Genomic DNA, 15,366 nt, shown 5'->3' on the forward strand with positions numbered 1-15,366 from the left:
CCGGCCTCCTCAGCGTCCCTCGAAGCGCGGGGCGCGCTTCTCCTTGAAGGCGGCGACGGCCTCGGCGGAGTCCGCGGTGGACTGGATGACCGCCTGCTCCGCGGCGGCGTGGACGAGGTGGTCGGTGAGCGACTGGGTGCGCGCGATGCGGGTCAGGCGCTTGATCGTGCGGATCGCGATCGGCGGGCCGGCGGAGAGCGACTTCGCGAGCTCCATCGCTGCCGGCAGCAGCTCCCCGTCCGGGTGGTGGGCCATGGTGATGCCGAGCTCGGTCGCCTCGGCGCCGTCGATGAACCGGCCGGTCCACATGAGCTCGAGCGCGCGCTGCTCGCCGACGATGCGCGGCAGCATGTGCGCCCCGCCGTCGCCGGGCACCAGGCCGACGCGCACGTACCCCTGCGACAGCCGGGCCTCGGTGCCGATGAGGCGGATGTCGGCCATGAGCGCCATGTCCATCCCCGCACCGATCGCATCACCGTTGATCGCGGCGATATAGGGCTTCTCGAGGTGCTCGAGGGCGCGCGCGACGGCATGGACGTCGTCGGCGAGGTAGGCGCGGCGCTCGAGGGTCTCCGTCACCCCACCGAACTCGTCGAGGTCCACCCCGGCGCAGAACCCCTTGCCGGCACCCGTGATGAGGAGGACCTTGACCTCCGGGTCCGCCGCCGCGGTGTCGATCGCGGCGGCCCAGGCGGCGAGCAGCGCGCGGTTGAAGGCATTGCGACGCTCGGGCCGGTTGAGGGTGATGACAGCGACGCCGTCCTCCACCCGGTAGTCGATTTCGGGTCCGATCGAGGTCATGGGTGCTCCTTCGCACGCAGGGTCCGGCGGCGGCCGCCGCAGAACTGAACAATCGTTCAGGTACTGCTCCCGAGTCTATGGAGGCCTCCTGGTGCGGTCAACGAGTGCCCGCAGAGCGGGCGAGGGGCGTTCGGTGGGCTGTCAGCTGCGGGGCGCCTCGTCGGGTTCGGAGGTCTCGCCCGCGGAGATCCGCAGGGCGCGCGCCCGCTCGACGTCCTCGGCGAAGTTCTTCTCACGGGTGTCGCTCGCGGTGGTGTCGCGCGGCGGCAGCTGGATCTCCCGCTCGGCCGGCAGTCCCGCCTGGAGCTCGCGACCGCGCTCGAGCTCGGCATCGATCTCCGCTCCGAGGAGGAGCACCGCATTGACGATGTAGAGCCACAGGAGCAGGACGACGACGCCGGCGAGCGCCCCGTAGGTCGCGTTGTAGTTGCCGAAGTTCGTCACGTAGAAGAAGAAACCGAGGGTCGCGAGGACTGAGACGACGATCGCGACGACGGCGCCGATGCTGATCCAGCGGAACCGCGGCTGCTTGACGTTGGGGGTGGCGTAGTAGAGGAGCGCGACGACGACGATGACGACGCCGGCGAGCAGGAACCACTTGGCGATGTTCCACACCGTCACCGCCGTCCCGCCGAGTCCGATGAGACCGCCGATGAACTCCGCGATCGGGCCGGACACGACGAAGATCACGAGTGCGATCGCGCCGAGGGCCAGCAGGAGAGCCGTGAATAGGTACATCTGTGCGTTGATCTTGATGAGACCGCGTCCCTCGGGGACGTCGTAGATCCGGTTCATGGCCCGGCCGAATGCCTTGGTGTAGCCCGAGGCCGTCCACAGTGCGATGACGAGACCGAGGACGAGGCCGAGCCCGGGGGCAGGAGCGGTGAGGACCGCGGAGAGCGCCGGCTCGATGGTCTTCCACGTGTCCGCGGGGACCACGCGGTCGGCCTGCTGGAGGACGGTTTCGAGCGATCCGCTCTGGCCCACGAGGCTGAGCATGGACACGAGCGCGATGAGCGCGGGGAACGTCGACAGCACCATGCGATAGGTGAGTCCGGCGGCCAGGTCCATGCACTCGTCGTCGAGGTACTCCCGGTACGTCGTGCGCGCGATGTTCTTCCACGAGGGCTTGGTGAGATCGCTCGGGGAGTCCGGCTTGTCGGCGTGGGACGGGTGCCGCACCCGCCGGGGCGGATGCGCGGTGTCGTCGATGCCGGACAGGGGACTCTCGATGTGCTTCTCGTGGCTGGCCATGCCGGCTCCGTTCGCTGCGCGGGCGGGGATTGCATCAAGGGGTCTTGCGTGAGTGTACGCCGGTCGTACCGGGCGGCCGCGCGCCGGGCGGCCGGTGGCGCGGTGAGGGCGGTGGAGCGGTGAGGCCGGTGGAGCGGTGGGCGCCGGGCCGAGGGCGGTGCCGGGTGGCGGGCGCCTCGGCGGCGGTGGGGAGGAGTCGGTGGTGCGGTGCCGGGTGGGGCGGCGCTGTGAGGAAACCCTCACCAGCCATGGAATGATTCAACTTTGAACTAAGTTAGTCTGAGTGAAGACGCAGGGATCCGGGGCGTCGGTCGGCCACCGCCGCAGCACCGGCGGTCGCGGTAGTCCGGCTCCGCCGCACGGCATCCCCTCGACATCCGCCAACTCATACAGGAGAGACATGCTGAAGATCGCCATCATCGCCGGGACCAACCGACCCAATGCCCTCAACCCCCAGGTCGTCGACTGGGTGGCCCAGCAGCTCGCTGCCCGCGGCGGGATCGAGGCCGAGATCGTGCGCTTCGACGACTTCGATCTGCCGGTCCTCGATGAGCCGATCCCGGCGGGCGCGCACATGTACCAGAACGACCACACCAAGGCGTGGGGCGCTAAGCTCGCCGAGTTCGACGGCTACATCTTCGTCACTCCCGAGTACAACCACTCGGTCCCCGGCGGCCTCAAGAACGCCCTCGACTACGTCAGCCTCGAGTTCAACCACAAGGTCGCCGGCATCGTGAATTACGGCGCCGACAAGGGCGTGCGCGCGGCCGAGCACCTGCGCCTGATCCTTGCGAACTCGCGGGTCGCCGTGGTGCGCGACCAGACCTCCTTCAGCATCTTCACCGACTTCACCGACGGGCAGTTCGCCCCGCAGGAGGTCTCGGTCCAGCCGTTCGCCTCGATGATCGACGACATGGTGCTCTGGGGCGAGGCGCTCGTCGGCGCACGCGAGAAGCGCGCCGCGATGACCGACGCCTGATTCCACCCAGAGTGCAATTTCTTGCGGTTCCTGTGAACGGAACCGCGAGAAATTGCACACTTTCGGCACTCGACCTGCAGACGCCCGGCCTATCGGCACCCGGCCTCAAGGTGCAAGACTCTTCTGGCACTCGATATAGGAGCCCGACTTTCTTGGCCTTCGACCTATAGGCGCCCGACCTATCGGTGCCCGACTCTATTGGCGCCCGATTCGCGGGAGCGAAAGCGGCGCCCCACTCGCGTCGGGGCAGGCGGTATCGGGCTTGTCTCCGACGAACTGCGCGGTATCCCGATTCGAACGCGTCATTGCGCGCCTGGATCGGGATACCGCGCAGTTCGACGCGGAGCGCCTGTGACGCGGAGCGCCTGTGTCGAGGAGCGCCAGTGACCTTGCGATACATCGCGGATCGGTTCCCAGGAACCTTCGCATTTTGAGGTCTCGGGTGGGGGATCGGGGGCTGACACGGGCGCGCGGACACGGGATAATCGGTCCATGAAGATCCTCACCGGCGACGTCATCCGCGCGAACCTCCCCGCTCAGTGGCGCCTGATGAACCGGATCGTCCGCGCGCGGTTCCTCCCCGGGGACTTCGCCTCCGGCGTCCGCTTCGTCGACGCCGTGGCCGAGGCGGCGGAGACCGCCGACCACCACCCGGACATCGACCTCCGGTACCTCCACGTCGACCTCGCCCTTGTGAGCCACAGCGCCGGCGGGGTCACCCAGCGCGACCTCGACATGGCGGAGACGATCAGCGGGATCGCCGCCCGGCTCGGCGTGAGCGCCGCACCGGAGCGGCTCACCGAGATCGAGATCGCCCTCGACACCGTGCGCGCAGAATCCATCGCACCGTTCTGGGCCGCCGTGCTCGACGGCGACATCGGACGTGTGCAGGGCTCCGCGGAGTTCTTCTCGTCCTACGGCGGAACGGTCACGGAGAACACCGGCCAGGTGCCGCCGCTGTGGTTCCAGCTCGCCGAGCAGCACGACACCCCTCGGCAGCGCTTCCACCTCGACGTGTGGGTGCCCGACGACCAGGCGCAGGCCCGGATCGAGCGGGCGGTCAAGGCCGGCGGCAGCGTCGTCGACACCAGCCACGCCCCGAGCTTCACCGTCCTCGAGGACAAGCAGGGCAACCGCGCCTGCATCTGCACGAGCGGCGACTCCTGACCCGCGCCTCCGCCACGAGCCTCAGCAGAGGCCGGACCCGGGCCTCACCCGAGCGCGGCGAAGCGCTGCGCCAGCGCCGAGGAGGCACGCGCCCCGGCCCGGCACGTCGACATCGGCACCTGGCCGAAGACCGCACGCGGCAGCGGGTCGCGGCACAGCTTCGCGGTGCGGGGCTCGTCCCAGTCGATGAGGACGAACCACTCCGTGTCCTCCACGACCTCCCTCACCGTGCCGACCGCGCACAGCTCCTGGCGGCGCGACAGGTACGCCCAGATCCGATCACCCGAACGCATGGTCCGGTACCCGCTGCGCAGGCACCACCGTCCGATGGGCTGGGATCGCCCGATCGCCTCCCACACCGCGCTCGCGTCCCGGCGCGTGCGCCAGTCCGCAGGCAGATGCTCCGCATGCGCGGCGGGGTCGATCGGCAGGAGCCAATCGACCGGCCGGCGGGGCTCCCGGTTGCCCGTCGCGGGCGTCCGGTCCCTTGCACACGTTCCCGTGCTCACTCCCGGCTCCGGGCGGCGTACTCCGCGACCGCCTCGGCGTCGGTCCGCGTGCGCTCCGCCGCACGCTGGGCGGCGACCTCTGCGGTGAACCCCCGGAGCTCGGCGGCGGTCGCCTCGGCATCCCAGCCGAGGTCCGGGGCGATGAGCGCGGCGACCGACCGGGCCGCCTCCACGCCCCGGTCGGCGCACGCGAGGTCGCAGCGCAGCCGTCGGTGGAGCACGTCGGCGAGGTGAACAGCGCCTTCGGCTCGCACCGCATAGACCGCCTCGACCGCAAGGTGCTCCCGCGCCCCCGGCAGCGGCTCCGCGAGCTCGGGGCGCTCGTCGATGAGGTCGAGCAGCTCGCCGAGCAGCGAGCCGTAGCGGTGGAGCAGCCGGTCGAGGCGCGCGTCGTCCCAGCCGTGGGCGGCGAGGAGCCGCTCCCGGCGCGGGCCGGTGATCTCCGTGATGTCCGCGCCGAGCAGCGGCACGGATTCGGTCCGGCTGCGCGGGTGCGGGCGGCGGGCGCGGAGCGCGAAGTCCACCGCGTCCTCCGCCATCACCCGGTAGGTCGTGAGCTTCCCGCCGACGATCGCCGAGGCGCCCGGCGCGACCTCCTCGATCGCGTGCTCGCGTGACACCCGGGTGCTGTCGTCGGAATCCGCCGGCGGCTGCACGAGCGGGCGCAGGCCGGCGTAGGCGGCCACGACGTCGGTGCGCTCGAGCGGCTCGCTGAGCACGGCGTTGGCGTTCGCGAGCACCCGCTCGATGTCCTCGGCGGTGACGAGCGGATGGCTGACGCTCTCGCGCCACGGGGTGTCGGTGGTGCCGATGAGCCACAGCTCGTCCCACGGGATGATGAAGAGCACCGAGGTCTCCGTGCGGGTGATGACGCCGAGGCCGGGGTCGGCGGCGATGCGGTCCCGCGGCACGGTGATGTGGATGCCCTTGGAGGCGAGCACGCGCAGCCCGGCCGAGGAGCCGGCGAGCTGCTCCTGCCGCTCCGTCCACACCCCGGTGGCGAGCACGGTGTGGCGGGCGTGGATCGTGAACTCCTCCCCGGTGAGCTCGTCGCGGGCGCGCACCCCGACGATCGCCTCGCCCGCGCCTCGGCCCCGGTCGCCCGCGGCCGGTCCCACCTGCGCGGCCTCTTCCGGTGTGGCGGTGCCGGTCGCCTCGGTGGCGGCCGGCCCACCCGGTCCATCCGCTGCGGCCTCCTCCGACGCATGGAGGTAGCCGGTGACCGGGGCGTGGTTGGCCGCCACCGCGCCGTGGGCGACGGCCGTGCGGATCAGCGTGTGCGTGAGGCGGGCGTCGTCGACTTGCGCGTCGCCGTACTCGATCCCGCCGTGCTCGGTGCGCAGGCCGGGGAAGCGGCTGCGCAGGCCGCGCGGGCCGAGGTGGCGGTGGAGCGGCATCGCGCGGCGCGTCCCGGGGCGGATCGCCATCGCGTCGTAGAGCGTCATGCCCGAGCCGATGTAGGCGCGGTCGGCGACGGGGGAGTCGAGCGGGAACACGAAGGACACGGGGCGCACGAGGTGCGGGGCGAGGGTGGTGAGGAGCAGATCGCGCTCGCGGAGCGCCTCGGCGACGAGGGCGAAGTCGAGCATCTCGAGGTAGCGCAGGCCGCCGTGGACGAGCTTCGAGGATTTCGAGGAGGTGCCCGAGGCCCAGTCGCCCGCGTCGACGATCCCCACCCGCAGGCCGCGGGTCGCGGCATCGAGGGCGACGCCGGCGCCGGTCACTCCGCCGCCGACGACGAGGATGTCGAGCGGAGTCGCCGCCGAGGTGCGGGCCAGGGCGTCGATCGCCCGGGAGCGGGCGGCGGGGTCGAGTCGTCCGGTGCGCATTCTCATCACTCCTCTGCCGGTGCCCGGGGCGGCACCCGGCGGTCCGCGCCACCGATGTCGGGCGGCGGCACGTTCCGGCCCGGTCCGGCCCGGGTCCGGTCTGATCATCGTATCCACGTCCGCTGGGTATCCGGGCGGAATGCTGGCCGGGACCGGAGGCCGCTGACTAGGGTGAAGACGTCAGATGGTTCAGATTTCAACAGATCCGACCCGTGATCGAAAGGGGATCCACATGACCAAGCTCGCAGTGATCTACTACTCCGCCACCGGCCACGGCACGAAGATGGCCGCCGAGATCGAGCGCGCCGCCCAGGCCGCCGGCGCCGAGGTGCGCGTCCGCCACATCGAGGAGCAGGTCGACCCCTCGGTGTTCGCCGAGAACCCGGCCTGGAGTGCCAACTACGAGGCGACGAAGGACCTGCCCGCCGCCACCGGCGACGACATCGTGTGGGCCGACGCCGTGATCTTCGGCTCGCCCACCCGCTACTCCAACGTCACCGGCTCGTTCCAGTCGTTCATCGACACGCTCGGTGGGCTGTGGGCGCAGGGCAAGCTCGCGAACAAGGTCTACGCGGCCTACACCTCGTCCCAGACCGCGCACGGCGGGCAGGAGACGACCCTGCAGCACATGTACCAGATGATCATGCACTTCGGCGGCATCATCGTCGCCCCGGGCTACACCGACCAGCTCAAGTTCGTCGACGGCAACCCCTACGGCGTCTCGCACGTCACCGGCGGGGACAACCAGAACGAGCTCGAGCAGCCGACCATCGACGCCCTCGAGCACATGGCGAAGCGCGTTGTCGAGGTCGCCGGCAAGCTCGCCTGATCCGCACCCGCACGTTCATGCCCCGCAGAACCGAGCGGTTCTGCGGGGCATGAACGTGTCGGACGGTCTCGGTGAGGCCGGCCCGCCTTCGGTGCGGGCCGGGCGGCCTTCGGCGATCAGTCCGCGACGAGCACAGTGCGACCGCGCGACTTGCCCGCTGCGAGGTCCTCGAGCGAGGCGTTGATGTTGTCCGCGCTCAGCGGCAGCTCGACGATCGGGAGTTGGGGCAGGTCGTGGGTGCGCGCCAGCTCGACGACCGCCTTGAGTTCCGGCAGGCTGCCCACGAAGTTGCCCTGGATGGTGAACACCTGGAGGGCGAGCAGAGTCGTCGGGTAGGTGTGCTCGCCGCCGAACAGTCCGACGCTCACCAGCTGGCCGCCCTTCTGGAGCGCGCCGAGCGCCATCGACGCGGTGGCGCCGTTGTTGACGAAGTCGATCGCCGCGGCGATCTTGCCCCCGGCGGCTTCGATCAGACCGGCGGTCGGGTTCTCGACCTTCGAGTTGAAGGTGATCGTCGCCCCGAGCTTCTTCGCGATCTCGAGGTTCTCGTCGCTGACGTCGACGACCGCGATCTTCTGGTGCCCGAGGGCGTTGAGGATCGCGACGGCCATGAGGCCGACACCGCCGGCGCCGATCACGGCGACGACATCCTCCTCGCCGCGCGGGAGCACCTTGTTCACCGCGGAGTAGCTCGTCACGCCCGAGCAGGCGAGCGTCGCGCCCCAGGCCGGGTCGAGGTCACCGAGCTCGATGAGGTAGCGCTCGTCGGGAACCCAGACCTCGCGCGCGAATCCGCCGCGCAGGCCGACGCTGAGGTTGCGGCCGCGCGGGCAGTAGTTCTCGCGGTCCTCGCGGCAGGCCTGGCATTTGCCGCAGCCGATCCACGGGAAGACGATGTACTGCGTGTCACCGGGCTGCACGGTGGCCTCGGGCCCGGCGGCGACGACGGTGCCGACGATCTCGTGGCCGAACACCGCCGGCCACTGGACGCCGGAGGCCGCGATCGGCAGCTTGCCGGCCGAACCGAGATCGAAGTGCCCCTCCTGGCAGTGGACATCGGAGTGGCAGACGCCGGAGTGGGTGATGTGGATGATCACTTCCTTCCCGGCGAGCTCCGGGGTGGGAACCTCGATCTCCTTGACGGGCTCTCCGGGGCCGTGGACGGCGAAAACCTGCATCCTGATCCTCCTCGATCAACTGCGCATAAGCGGGTGCTCATATTCCATCACTCCCGGTGGCGGGTGTCGAGGCAGGTCCGCATGCTGGTGCACGGCGGCCGTTCGGACGCACGATGCAGCTGTTTCTCCGATGGACGAACGAATTCCGGCCCAGTGGCTTCGAAACAGAGGAGAAGCAGTTGCATCGGTGGGAAGCGGTCGCATTGAGGATGCAGGACCACGGGATTGGCGAGGTGTGCTGCGGGGTGGGATCGTGGTGGCGGCGGGGTGCGGGGCGCCTCGGCCGCGGGCTCCACGACGAGAGGGAAGACATGGACAGGGACGCAGTGCTCGCGTTCGTCGCCGACGAGTTCTCGATCGAACCGGATTTCCCGTGGATGCACCACCCGGACTACGCGGTGCTGCGGCACGCGGACACGGGCAAGTGGTTCGCGCTCGTCATGGACGTGCCCGCGGAGAAGCTCGGACTGGCCGGGGACGCGGTCCACGAGGTCATGAACATCAAGGTCGACCCCGACGAGCTCGATGCGCTGCTCGACGGCGGCGGCGTCCTCCCCGCCTATCACATGCACAAGGGCAGCTGGGCGAGCGTGCTGCTCGGCGACGCGGAGGATGCGCTCGACGCCGCCGAGGTGCAGTGCCTCATCCGTGCGAGCTTCGCCCTCACCCCCGGCTGGTGAGTGCGGCGATCTCCGATTCGATCACCGCCCGGGCGGATTCCGGCGCTGCGGTGCCGTGGAGCACCTCGTGCGCGAGTCCGTCGCGCAGGGCGGAGAGGCGGAGTGCGAGGGTACCGACCTCTGCGTGTGCGAGGTCCGGTCGGATCTGCGCGACGAGCTGTGCGATGAGCTCCCGCGTGCCGCCGAGCGCATCGTGGACGACTGCAGCGATCTCGCGATCCGCCATCGAGGCCGCGAGGTAGGCGGACCAGACGGCTGATCCGATCCGGGCCTCCTGCGTTTCGGGGATCTGCCCGGTGAGGAGCGAGCGGAGCGTGTCGACGGCGTGATCGGTCGCGTCGCCTTCATCGATCGGGGTTGCGCGGGACGATCGTGCGGGCTCGTCCCCGGGGATTTCGGATCCCTCTGGAGTCGACCGGAAACCCTCTTCCGCCGCCGCGACGATCGCGCGCACGCCGGCGAGGACGAGGTCGCGCTTGGTGGCGAAATAGTGCTGGATCCGGCCGATCGAGATCCCGCCGTGACGGGCGACCGCGGCGAATGAGACGCCGCTGATCCCCTCGGCGTAGATGGTGGACCACAGTGCGACGACGATCTCGCTGCGGCGCTCGGCGTGATCGACGATCTTGGGCATGTGACGACTGTACGGAACAACTCCTCTCCGTTTACAATATGCACATACTGCAAAAGGGGAGGTGCCCATGACCGAGGCAACCATGACCACCGAGGAGGACGCCCGGCCGACCGAGGTTCGGCGGCGCGGCGGCTGCGGATCCCGGGTCGCCCGAGCCGTGACGGTGCTCCTCGCGATCGTCGGTATCGTCGCAACCGGGGAGTTCTTCTTCGGAGCCCCGGGCGTCGGGCACTTCCGGACCGCCGAAGGCCGGGCCGACTACACCGAGTCGTACGACGCGGCGATGCGATTCCTGCCCGAGCCCACCGCGGTCCACGACCTTCCGACGGCGTTCGGGACCGTCCGCGCCTACGAATGGTCGAGCCCGGAGGCCGAGGGCACCGTCCCGGTCGTGCTCATCCCGGGAATGTCCTCGGGAGTCCCGATGTGGGCGGAGAATCTCGCGGGATTCGCAGCCCACCGCCGGGTGATCGCCTTCGACGCGATCGGGGACGCGGGGATGTCGGTGCAGGGGGTGCCGATCGCTTCGTTCGAGGACCAGGCGGAGTGGATCTCCGAGGCACTGGCCCAGCTCGCTCCCGACGGTGCGCACGTGGTCGGGCATTCCTTCGGCGGCGCAGGTGCCGCAGCCTATGCCCTGTCCCATCCCGGCGATGTCGCATCGCTGACCCTGCTCGAGCCGTTCATGACCGTGGCGAACCCGCCCGTGGGGAAGTTCGCCTGGGCGATGGTCGGATCACTGCCACTCATCCCCGAGGATCTGCGCAACCGTGCGCTCGGTGAGATCGGGGGAGTCCCCTACGATCCCGAGGACCCGGTGGCGCGCATGATCAGTGCGGGCAGCGAGCACTATCACTCCGCGCTCCCGATGCCGGCAGTGCTCGATGACGACGAGCTCCGTGCGCTCACCATGCCCGTGTACGCCGCGTTCGGCGATACCGACTCCCTGGCGGGCGAGGAGAAGGCGGCCGGTCGCGCCGACGAGCTGCTGCCGGACGCCGAGGTGACCCTGTGGGCCGGTGCCACGCACTCGCTGCCGATGCAGAAGGCCGAGGCGCTCGGCCGTGATCTCGCAGAATTCTCGTCCCAATCGGAGCGGTGACCCGGTTCCGAGCGCCAGGAGTGGGCGGCTCGGTCAAGTGACCTTCTGAGACAGCGAACTCCGGCGGTTCCTGAGAGCGGAACCGCCGGAGATCGCTGGTTCGAGCGTGGGGTCGAGCCGCGGTGGCTCGGCGCCTCAGCGGCCCAGGAGCTCGTCGGAGATGATGCGCATCTGGATCTCCGAGGAGCCCTCGAAGATCTTCGTCAGGCGGGCGTCGCGCCAGTGCCGTTCGACGGCGAAATCCTTGGTGTAGCCGGCGCCGCCGTGGATCTGCACGGCCTCGCTCGTCACCTTCTCCGACATCTCCGCGGCGAGGTACTTGACCATCGCGGCCTCCTTCGAGCACCGACGGCCGGTGTCGATCTGGGTGCACACGTGGTACATGAGCTGGCGGGACGCCTCGATCTGCGCGGCCATGTCCGCGACCTTGAAACGCAGGTGCTGGAAGTCGGCGAGCTTGTGGTTGAACTGGGTGCGCTGGTGCATGTAGTCGATGGAGTCCTCGAGCGCGGCCTGGGCCAGCCCGATCGAGCGGGCGGCGGTGTGGGCGCGGCCCACCTCGAGCCCGGACACTGCCTGGTAGAAGCCCTTGCCCTCCTCGCCGAGCAGCGCATCGGCGGGCAGGCGGAAGTTGTCGAAGTTGAGGTCCCAGGTCTTCCAGCCGAAGTACCCGATCTTGCGCGCCGGGGTGCCCGACATGCCTTCGGGGAACGTCCCGCGCTCCTTCTCGATGAGGAAGGCGGAGATGCCGCGGTGGCGCTTGCTCGGGTCCTCGTCGACGCTCGTGCGGGCGAAGAGGATGATGTAGTCGGCCTGGTCGGCGTAGGTGCACCACATCTTGGTGCCGTTGATGACCCACTCGCCGGTGGCCTCGTCCTTGGTCGCCTTGCACTTGATGTTCGCGACGTCGGAGCCGGCCTCGGCCTCGGACAGGGCGAATGCGCCCAGGTACTCGCCGGTGGCGACCTTGGGCAGGAGCCGCTGCTCCTGCTCCTCGGAGAAGCCGCCGCCCATGCCGTTGCCGCGGGCGAGCAGTCCGCCGACGCTCATCCAGGCGCGGGACAGCTCCTCGGCGACGAGGCAGTACTCGAAGACGCCGAGTCCCAGGCCGCCGTACTCCTCGGGGATGAGGATGCCGAAGAAGCCCATGTCGGCCATCTGCTGGACCATCTCCGCGGGGAACTGTCCCTCCTCGGGGTCGACCTCGTCGGCGATCGGCAGGACGACCTCGCGGGCGAACTGGCGCGCGAGCTTCTGGAGCTCGACGCGGTCCTCGGTCATGTAGTGCGGGGTATCGGGGCGCGGACGGGGCTTGTGCGTCATCGAACATCTCCTTTGCCACCCGAACGGACCTGAACCGATCGGGTATCAATCATTCGGGTTTCATGTTACAGCGAGAATCAATCGGTGGGACAGTGAGGTCCGCATCCCGGCCGAGGCGGAACGTACACTGGTCACCGCGCGGCCGAGGCGGCACGAGCGCCGGCATCGCGCGAACTGTGGGACTTACGACGGAGAGTGGTGGCATTGTTCGTCCTACTCTCCGCCGGAACCACCACACTTCGCCCGGCGGTCACCCGCCGGCGGCGCGCGCCTGGCGACGGATCAGGGTGCCGCGCAGGGCGCCGACGCCCACGAGTGCGAGCGTCACGCCCATCGCCATCGCGATGACCACCCAGTCGATGCCGAGGTCGGTCGACATCGTGAGCTCGTACACGACGATCGACAGCAGCGAGGCGAACACCGCCGGCACCGTCCAATTGGCCGACAGCCGGGAGGAGATCGAGATGAGCACGATCGCCCCGGCGGGCGCGGCCATGACGGACACCATCCAGACGGTGAGCACGACGAGCCCGGCGACGAGCGCCGAGGGCGGGCCGACGTAGGACTCCTCGACCTCCATCGGGTCGTGGGTGAGAGCGGCCGGCAGGAGCGCGAGCGCGAGCACCCCGAGGCACAGGTCGACGGAGAACATGACGATCGAGGGCTGGTCGTAGACGGAGCCGATCACCGGCCCGCCGAGCATGCTCACGGTCCCGGGGGTGAAGGCCTGCGTCATGTGGAACACCACCGACAGGGTGAGTCCACCGGCGGCGGCGATCCACCACAGGGTCAGGGTCCGGGTGCGCGACCGCAGGGGCCTCGGCCCGTTCGTCGACACCTGTTCCGTCATGCCGACCACTCTACAAACCGCACCCGCTCACAGAGCCACGGCCGACCCGGTGCGCCGGGGATCTCACGGGGAGTCCACATCCGGCCGGCGCCATCGTGCACTCCCGAAGCCGCCGTGCACTCCTGGAAACATCGTGCACTCCCGGAACCACTGTGCGCTCCCGGAACCGCGAGCACACGCCGACGCTCCTCACCGCGCTTCGAGGACGAGGATCGCGAGCTGCACCCGGTTGGTCACCCCGAGCTTGTCGAACACCCGCGCCACATGGGTCTTCACCGTCGGCAGCGACACGAAGAGCTGCGCGGCGATCTCCCCGTTCGTCATCCCCGCCGCCACGCACTCGGCGATCTCACGCTCGCGCGCGCTGAGCCCGGCGAGCGGGTCGGCCGGCGGTTCCGCGGCCGGGGCCGAGGCGCCGGCGAGGTCGACGAGACGCCGCACCACGCTCGGGCTCATCGCGTTCGTCCCCGCGGCCGCCGAGCGCACGGCACCGACGAGCTCGGCGGGCGGAGTGTCCTTGAGGAGGAAACCGACCGCCCCGGCGCGGAGCGCCTCGAGGATGAAGCCGTCGGTGTCGAAGGCGGTGAGCACGAGCACCCGGGGTGCACGGGCCGGGTCCGAGGCGCCCTCCACGATCGACCGGGTCGCGCCGATCCCGTCGAGGACCGGCATCCGGATGTCCATGAGGACGACGCCGGGCGCCCACCCGGGCATCCCGGCGAGCGCCTCCTCGCCGTTGCCCGCCTCGCCGACGACCTCGATATCGGGCGCCCCGCCGAGGATGAGGCGCAGGCCGGTGCGCATGAGCGGTTCGTCGTCGACGATGACGACGCGGATCCGTTCGGGTGCGGGGTTCTGGGCGTGCGGTGCGGTCATGCTCGTCGGTCTCCCGTCTCCCACGGCAGGGTCGCCGTGATGATGTGCTCGTCGTGTCCCGGGCCCGCCGGCCGCACCTCGAGGGTGCCGCCCACGAGCCTGACCCGCTCGTCGAGCCCGACGAGCCCGAGGCCGGACCCCGGCACGCGCGCCTCGGTCCCTTCCGGCGGCATCCCGACGGCAGGATCGGCCGGCCCGGGGTTGCTCACCCGGAGCACCACCGCGCGGCGGGCCGGGCTGACCGTCACCCGGACCGGCGCGCCGGGCGCGTGCTTCCGCGCATTCGTCAGCCCCTCCTGGACGATCCGGTACAGCGTGTGGGCGATGAGCGTCGGCGCCCGGGAGTGGTCGGCCGGTGACAGCGGCGCCTCCCAGGTGATGTCGACCGGGGTGCCGGCCCGGCGCGCCTCGGCGGCGAGCTCCTCGAGGTCGAGGCGCGGCGCGGTGTTCTCCTGCTCCTCGCGGAGCACCGAGAGCACGGCGCGCAGGTCGGCCGCGGCGGCGTGGGCGGATTCGCGGATCGTGGCCGCGCTCTCCCGGACGTCCTCCGGGTCGGTCTCCGCCCGGTACTCGAGCGCGCCGGCGTGCATCGCGATGAGGCTGAGGCGGTGGGACAGGGAATCGTGCATGTCGCGGGCGATCCGCGTGCGCTCGGCGATCCGGGCGCGGTCCTCCCGCGCGGCGGATTCGGCCTCGGTCATCCGGGCCTGCGCGAGAACACGCTGCCGGTTCTCGCGACGTCGCCTGCGGATCATCCCGATGAGCAGGGCGATCACCGGGATGACGAGGCTGAGCGCGAGGTACCCCCAGGCGAACCCCGGGTCCCCGTCGACGCCGAGGAGCTCGGCGACGAAGGCGCCCACGACATACGTCACGACGGCCGCCACCGGCCAGACGATGGACCGGCGGGAGCAGTGGGAGACGAGGACGACCACCGCGAGCGGCACTCCGAGCGGGGAGAACATCCCGAGTGCGATGACGAGGAGGCCGCAGATCAGCGCCGACCGCGGCCCGCTCGCGGTGCCGAGCGGGTCGGCCTCCGCCGCGGAGTGGCGGAGGGCGAACAGGGTGAGGACGATCCCCGCGACCCCGGTCACGACCTGGACCAGGAACAGCGCGTAGGCCCGCTCCTGGGGGATCGGCTCCACTCCCGCTGCCACCGGGTCGATGTACGTCCAGACGGTGAAGAGGAGCAGGCCGAGGCCGAGGAGCACGCCGGCGACCATGATCGTCGCGACCACCGCACGGCGGGTCCAGGGGTTCGGAGCGGGCAGAGTCGTCATCCCCTCGATCCTAGGGCGCGCCCGGGCCCGGCAGCTGTCGTCCGAAGGGATGATCCGACATCATCCCTTCGC

Annotated in this window: 15 protein-coding genes; 5 read left to right on the top strand and 10 right to left on the bottom strand. The window is 70.4% G+C overall.

Translation table 11 applies throughout. From position 1 onward, the window contains the following. Positions 1-9 precede the first annotated feature (9 nt). Positions 10-801, bottom strand: coding sequence for an enoyl-CoA hydratase-related protein (locus tag MTQ12_RS09785; protein WP_247618447.1), 792 nt, complete (start codon positions 799-801; stop codon positions 10-12). A gap of 141 nt (positions 802-942) precedes the next feature. Continuing rightward, the gene (locus MTQ12_RS09790; RefSeq protein ID WP_247618448.1) at positions 943-2,055 is read right to left on the bottom strand and encodes a YihY/virulence factor BrkB family protein; all 1,113 of its coding nucleotides are present in this window, start codon (positions 2,053-2,055) and stop codon (positions 943-945) included. A gap of 400 nt (positions 2,056-2,455) precedes the next feature. Here MTQ12_RS09790 and MTQ12_RS09795 point away from each other — a divergent pair, with 400 nt between their 5' ends. Then, a complete protein-coding gene (locus MTQ12_RS09795) occupies positions 2,456-3,034 on the top strand; it encodes an NAD(P)H-dependent oxidoreductase (RefSeq protein WP_247618449.1) in 579 nt (192 codons plus the stop codon). Positions 3,035-3,526: 492 nt separating this feature from the next. Beyond that, positions 3,527-4,201: a 4a-hydroxytetrahydrobiopterin dehydratase gene (locus MTQ12_RS09800; RefSeq protein WP_247618450.1), complete on the top strand. Its 675-nt coding sequence runs from the start codon at positions 3,527-3,529 to the stop codon at positions 4,199-4,201. Between the two features lie 44 nt (positions 4,202-4,245). Here MTQ12_RS09800 and MTQ12_RS09805 read toward each other — a convergent pair whose 3' ends face one another. Together MTQ12_RS09805 and MTQ12_RS09810 are read right to left on the bottom strand one after the other, a co-directional pair. Continuing rightward, a complete protein-coding gene (locus MTQ12_RS09805) occupies positions 4,246-4,632 on the bottom strand; it encodes a hypothetical protein (RefSeq protein WP_247618503.1) in 387 nt (128 codons plus the stop codon). A gap of 74 nt (positions 4,633-4,706) precedes the next feature. Beyond that, entirely contained in the window at positions 4,707-6,539 is a 1,833-nt protein-coding gene (locus MTQ12_RS09810; RefSeq protein ID WP_247618451.1) for a glycerol-3-phosphate dehydrogenase/oxidase, read from the bottom strand. Between the two features lie 232 nt (positions 6,540-6,771). Here MTQ12_RS09810 and wrbA point away from each other — a divergent pair, with 232 nt between their 5' ends. Continuing rightward, complete coding sequence (gene wrbA, locus MTQ12_RS09815) at positions 6,772-7,368, top strand: NAD(P)H:quinone oxidoreductase (protein ID WP_247618452.1); 597 nt, start codon at positions 6,772-6,774, stop codon at positions 7,366-7,368. 116 nt (positions 7,369-7,484) lie between these two features. On the opposite strand, the gene MTQ12_RS09820 is transcribed toward wrbA, so the two are convergent. Beyond that, a complete protein-coding gene (locus MTQ12_RS09820) occupies positions 7,485-8,546 on the bottom strand; it encodes an alcohol dehydrogenase (protein WP_247618453.1) in 1,062 nt (353 codons plus the stop codon). A gap of 311 nt (positions 8,547-8,857) precedes the next feature. Here MTQ12_RS09820 and MTQ12_RS09825 point away from each other — a divergent pair, with 311 nt between their 5' ends. Further along, positions 8,858-9,226, top strand: coding sequence for an MmcQ/YjbR family DNA-binding protein (locus tag MTQ12_RS09825; RefSeq protein WP_175406818.1), 369 nt, complete (start codon positions 8,858-8,860; stop codon positions 9,224-9,226). On the opposite strand, the gene MTQ12_RS09830 is transcribed toward MTQ12_RS09825, so the two are convergent. Further along, positions 9,210-9,860, bottom strand: coding sequence for a TetR family transcriptional regulator C-terminal domain-containing protein (locus tag MTQ12_RS09830; protein ID WP_247618454.1), 651 nt, complete (start codon positions 9,858-9,860; stop codon positions 9,210-9,212). The genes MTQ12_RS09825 and MTQ12_RS09830 overlap by 17 nt on opposite strands. 67 nt (positions 9,861-9,927) lie before the next feature. Between MTQ12_RS09830 and MTQ12_RS09835 the strand changes: the two genes are divergently transcribed. Beyond that, positions 9,928-10,962, top strand: coding sequence for an alpha/beta hydrolase (locus MTQ12_RS09835; RefSeq protein ID WP_247618455.1), 1,035 nt, complete (start codon positions 9,928-9,930; stop codon positions 10,960-10,962). A 135-nt stretch (positions 10,963-11,097) separates the two neighbouring features. Here MTQ12_RS09835 and MTQ12_RS09840 read toward each other — a convergent pair whose 3' ends face one another. The 4 genes from MTQ12_RS09840 to MTQ12_RS09855 all read right to left on the bottom strand — a co-directional run bounded on the left by MTQ12_RS09840 (position 11,098) and on the right by MTQ12_RS09855 (position 15,294). Then, the gene (locus tag MTQ12_RS09840; RefSeq protein WP_247618456.1) at positions 11,098-12,285 is read right to left on the bottom strand and encodes an acyl-CoA dehydrogenase family protein; all 1,188 of its coding nucleotides are present in this window, start codon (positions 12,283-12,285) and stop codon (positions 11,098-11,100) included. A 250-nt stretch (positions 12,286-12,535) separates the two neighbouring features. Then, on the bottom strand, positions 12,536-13,135 hold the full coding sequence (locus tag MTQ12_RS09845; RefSeq protein WP_247618457.1) for a hypothetical protein: 600 nt from the start codon (positions 13,133-13,135) through the stop codon (positions 12,536-12,538). A gap of 189 nt (positions 13,136-13,324) precedes the next feature. Continuing rightward, positions 13,325-14,011, bottom strand: a complete 687-nt coding sequence (locus MTQ12_RS09850; protein WP_247618458.1) for a response regulator transcription factor — start codon at positions 14,009-14,011, stop codon at positions 13,325-13,327. Next, positions 14,008-15,294, bottom strand: coding sequence for a histidine kinase (locus MTQ12_RS09855; protein ID WP_247618459.1), 1,287 nt, complete (start codon positions 15,292-15,294; stop codon positions 14,008-14,010). The genes MTQ12_RS09850 and MTQ12_RS09855 overlap by 4 nt, the downstream gene beginning before the upstream one ends. Positions 15,295-15,366 lie beyond the last annotated feature (72 nt).

Source organism: Brevibacterium sp. R8603A2 (assembly GCF_023072605.1).
Lineage (GTDB): Bacteria > Actinomycetota > Actinomycetes > Actinomycetales > Brevibacteriaceae > Brevibacterium > Brevibacterium pityocampae.

Excerpts from the sequence above, each read along its gene's own strand:
- MTQ12_RS09785 (WP_247618447.1), bottom strand. The coding sequence starts at position 801 with ATGACCTCGATCGGACCCGAAATCGACTACCGGGTGGAGGACGGCGTC.
- MTQ12_RS09790 (WP_247618448.1), bottom strand. The coding sequence starts at position 2,055 with ATGGCCAGCCACGAGAAGCACATCGAGAGTCCCCTGTCCGGCATCGAC.
- MTQ12_RS09795 (WP_247618449.1), top strand. The coding sequence starts at position 2,456 with ATGCTGAAGATCGCCATCATCGCCGGGACCAACCGACCCAATGCCCTC.
- MTQ12_RS09800 (WP_247618450.1), top strand. The coding sequence starts at position 3,527 with ATGAAGATCCTCACCGGCGACGTCATCCGCGCGAACCTCCCCGCTCAG.
- MTQ12_RS09810 (WP_247618451.1), bottom strand. The coding sequence starts at position 6,539 with ATGCGCACCGGACGACTCGACCCCGCCGCCCGCTCCCGGGCGATCGAC.
- wrbA (WP_247618452.1), top strand. The coding sequence starts at position 6,772 with ATGACCAAGCTCGCAGTGATCTACTACTCCGCCACCGGCCACGGCACG.
- MTQ12_RS09820 (WP_247618453.1), bottom strand. The coding sequence starts at position 8,546 with ATGCAGGTTTTCGCCGTCCACGGCCCCGGAGAGCCCGTCAAGGAGATC.
- MTQ12_RS09825 (WP_175406818.1), top strand. The coding sequence starts at position 8,858 with ATGGACAGGGACGCAGTGCTCGCGTTCGTCGCCGACGAGTTCTCGATC.
- MTQ12_RS09830 (WP_247618454.1), bottom strand. The coding sequence starts at position 9,860 with ATGCCCAAGATCGTCGATCACGCCGAGCGCCGCAGCGAGATCGTCGTC.
- MTQ12_RS09835 (WP_247618455.1), top strand. The coding sequence starts at position 9,928 with ATGACCGAGGCAACCATGACCACCGAGGAGGACGCCCGGCCGACCGAG.
- MTQ12_RS09840 (WP_247618456.1), bottom strand. The coding sequence starts at position 12,285 with ATGACGCACAAGCCCCGTCCGCGCCCCGATACCCCGCACTACATGACC.
- MTQ12_RS09845 (WP_247618457.1), bottom strand. The coding sequence starts at position 13,135 with ATGACGGAACAGGTGTCGACGAACGGGCCGAGGCCCCTGCGGTCGCGC.
- MTQ12_RS09850 (WP_247618458.1), bottom strand. The coding sequence starts at position 14,011 with ATGACCGCACCGCACGCCCAGAACCCCGCACCCGAACGGATCCGCGTC.
- MTQ12_RS09855 (WP_247618459.1), bottom strand. The coding sequence starts at position 15,294 with ATGACGACTCTGCCCGCTCCGAACCCCTGGACCCGCCGTGCGGTGGTC.